Below are 2,988 nucleotides of genomic sequence, written 5' to 3' on the forward strand. Positions count from 1 at the left end.
TCGCGGGGTAGCGCCCGGCGCGCGGGACACAAGCGCCAGATGGCGGTAGTCGCTGGGCGGCATCCCGTACGCGGCGCGGAAGGCGCGGCTGAAGACGGCGGGGTGGGCGAAGCCCCAGCGGGCGGCGAGTTCATGGATGCGGACCGTGAGCAGGCCGGGGTCGGTGAGGTCGCGCCGGACGCGGTCCAGCCGCTGTTGCCGGATCCACGCGGAGACCGTGGTGTCGCGGGCCCGGAAGAGGCGGTGCAGATAGCCGACGGAGATGTGGTGCGCGGCGGCGATGGTGGCCGGTGACAGCTCCGGGTCGGACAGGTTCCGCAGGATGAAGCTCTGCACTCGCAGGGCCAGGGTGTGCCGGTGGGTCTCGGGCGGCAGCGCGTCGTCGGCCTCGACGGCCTGGGCGAGCAGCGCCGCCGCCAGGTCGATCAGCACGGTTCCCAGGCGTGGCCCGTCGGAGGGGCGTAAGGAGCGGTCCGCCGCGAGCCGGGTGAGGAACCCCGTGAGCAGGGCGCCCACCCCTTCGCGCGCCGGGATGGGCCGGGCGAGCAGCCGGTCGATCCGGTCGTGGGGGACCGGGATCAGGGCCTTGGGGATCTCCAGGCCCACGCCTGCGGGAGGGCCGCCGAAGGCCAGACAGTCGAAGGGCCGTGAGGTGTCGACGACATAGAGGCCCTCCGCCCTGTGCGCGGCCTCCTGGCGGGACTGGGAGACCTGGAGGTTTCCCTCCTGGATGAACGAGAAGTGGTACAGCTCGGGGTCGGACTGCCGGATGAGCTTGGGTGTCCGCCGGAAGTCCATCTCGCGGAACTTCGTGGGCCAGACGGAGGCGGCGCCGAACTGGAGGATGCGCACCTCTCCCCGGAAGTCCCGGGTGTGGTCGCTGGTCATCTCCATCGGCGCCATGAGCTGTGCCATCTGCTCGCGCCAGAAGTCGAACCGATCCGCTCTGGGCAGATCCTCGCAGCGGAAGACCGTCTCGATCATCACGTGCCCCCTCTGTGTGCCCCTTGCCGTGCCCCTTGCTGTGCCTCCTTGCCTGTGCTCCGTGGTGGCCCCTGGACGGGGAGGCGGGCGTGGGCCCCGAGGTCCGAACCTCCGTACGCTAGCAAAGCGTTGCGCTGCGGGACGAGACCGCCATACCCCTTGTCTGATGGACCGTCAGATACGACCATGTCCGACGTCAGATACGACGATGACGGTCCACCGACAAGGAGGCCCGGCATGCGCGTCCTGCCCCGGGGCCGGTTGAGCTACGGCATGCAGCTGCCGATCCAGTCGCAGTCCACCCTCTACGCCGAGCCGTGGGAGGCCGGGGCGGGCCCGGCCGAGCTGCTCGAGGTCGCCCGCGCCGCCGACCGGCTCGGTTTCGCGTACCTCGCCGTCTGCGACCACGTCGCGATCCCGCGGCGGCTGGCCGCGGCCATGGGCACCGTCTGGTACGACCCGGTGGCCACCCTCGGCTGGCTCGCCGCGGCCACCGAGCGGGTGCGGCTGCTCAGCCATGTGGCGGTCGCCGCGCTGCGGCATCCGCTGCTGACCGCCAAGCAGTACGCCACGCTCGACCACCTCTCCGGCGGCCGGCTGATCCTCGGGGTCGGGGCCGGGCACGTCCGGGAGGAGTTCGAGGCGCTGGGGGTGGACTTCGCCCGGCGCGGGGCGCTGCTGGACGAGACGGTCGACGCGCTGAAGGCGGCGCTGGGGCCGGAGGAGTTCCCCGACTTCCGCGGCGAGCGGTTCGCGTTCAGCGGCCTCGGGCAGGCCCCGCGCCCCGTCCAGACGCCGCGGCCCCCGCTGTGGATCGGCGGCTCCTCGCCCGCCGCGGTGCGCCGGGCGGCGGTGCGGGGCGACGGCTGGCTGCCGCAGGGCGATCCACGGGACCGGCTGCCGGGCCAGATCGCCCGGCTGCGCGAACTGCGGAAGGAAGCGGCCCAACACGATCGCGGCTGTGAGGAGCCCGCCGAGATCGGCGCGATCACCGAGCCGCTGTACGTGGGCGAGCCCGGCTGGGACGTGGGGCGCCGGACCCTCACCGGCGCGCCGGAGCGGCTGGCCGAGAGCCTGCGCGCCTACGCCGTGATGGGGGTGGACCAGATCCAGGTGCGGTTCCGCTGCCGGGACCACACCGAACTGACCGACCAGATGGCGGCCTTCGCCGCCGATGTCGCTCCGCACCTCGATGACCAGGGATGACTAGGGAGATCGGAATGGGCAAGCTGGACGGGCGGGTCGTCATCATCACCGGGGCGGCGCGCGGACAGGGTGAGCAGGAGGCGCGGCTGTTCGCGGCCGAGGGCGCGCGCGTGGTCCTCGGCGACGTACTGGACGAGCCGGGCGAGGCGCTGGCCAAGGAGCTGGGGGAGGGCGCCCGCTTCGTCCATCTGGACGTGGGCCGCGAGGACGACTGGACCGCCGCCGTCGCCGCCGCGAAGGACGCCTTCGGCGCGGTGGACGGCCTGGTCAACAACGCCGGGATCCTCCGCTTCAACGAGCTGGTCGGCACCCCGCTGGCCGAGTACCTGGAGGTGGTCCAGGTCAATCAGGTCGGCACGTTCCTGGGGATGCGGACGGTCGCGCCGGAGCTGGCGGCGGCGGGCGGCGGGACGATCGTGAACACCGCCTCGTATGTCGCCCTGTCCGGTATGCCCCTCCTCACCGCGTACGCCGCGACGAAGGCGGCGGTGGTGGGGATGACTCGGGTGGCCGCGATGGAGCTCGCGGACAAGGGCATCCGGGTCAACGCGATGTGCCCGGGCGCGGTCGACACCCCGATGACCAACCCGGCCCAGCTCGACCCGGAAGCCGACACCACGGAGGCGACGGCGGCGGTCGACGAGCTCTACCGCAAGCTGGTCCCGCTGGGCCGGATCGGCCGCCCGGAGGAGGTGGCGCGGCTGGCGCTCTTCCTGTCCTCGGAGGACTCCTCGTACGTCACCGGCCAGCCGTTCGTCGTCGACGGCGGCTGGCTGACCGGCGTCTCGGTCTTCTAGG

At 72.8% G+C, this 2,988-nt stretch carries 3 protein-coding genes; 2 read left to right on the plus strand and 1 reads right to left on the minus strand.

Annotated elements, in window-relative coordinates; all coding sequences use genetic code 11:
* A partial coding sequence (locus GWI24_RS42850) for an AraC family transcriptional regulator (protein ID WP_210951424.1) occupies nt 1–984 on the minus strand: 984 nt, incomplete at its 3' end.
* A gap of 237 nt (nt 985–1,221) precedes the next feature.
* On the opposite strand from GWI24_RS42850, the gene GWI24_RS42855 reads away from it, so the two are divergent.
* Both GWI24_RS42855 and GWI24_RS42860 read left to right on the plus strand, forming a co-directional pair.
* Nucleotides 1,222–2,190 (plus strand): LLM class F420-dependent oxidoreductase, encoded by a 969-nt coding sequence (locus GWI24_RS42855; RefSeq protein ID WP_210951425.1) that lies wholly within the window; start codon nt 1,222–1,224, stop codon nt 2,188–2,190.
* A 14-nt stretch (nt 2,191–2,204) separates the two neighbouring features.
* Nucleotides 2,205–2,987 carry an SDR family NAD(P)-dependent oxidoreductase gene (locus tag GWI24_RS42860; RefSeq protein ID WP_210951426.1) on the plus strand — a complete coding sequence of 261 codons (783 nt, stop codon included), beginning with the start codon at nt 2,205–2,207 and terminating at the stop codon, nt 2,985–2,987.
* The last annotated feature ends 1 nt before the right edge of the window (nt 2,988 follow it).

It is taken from the genome of Streptomyces sp. MK37H (assembly GCF_018035285.1).
GTDB classification, from domain to species: Bacteria; Actinomycetota; Actinomycetes; order Streptomycetales; family Streptomycetaceae; genus Streptomyces; species Streptomyces endocoffeicus.

Coding starts and splice junctions, on each gene's coding strand:
- GWI24_RS42855 (WP_210951425.1), top strand. CDS start 1,222: ATGCGCGTCCTGCCCCGGGGCCGGTTGAGCTACGGCATGCAGCTGCCG.
- GWI24_RS42860 (WP_210951426.1), top strand. CDS start 2,205: ATGGGCAAGCTGGACGGGCGGGTCGTCATCATCACCGGGGCGGCGCGC.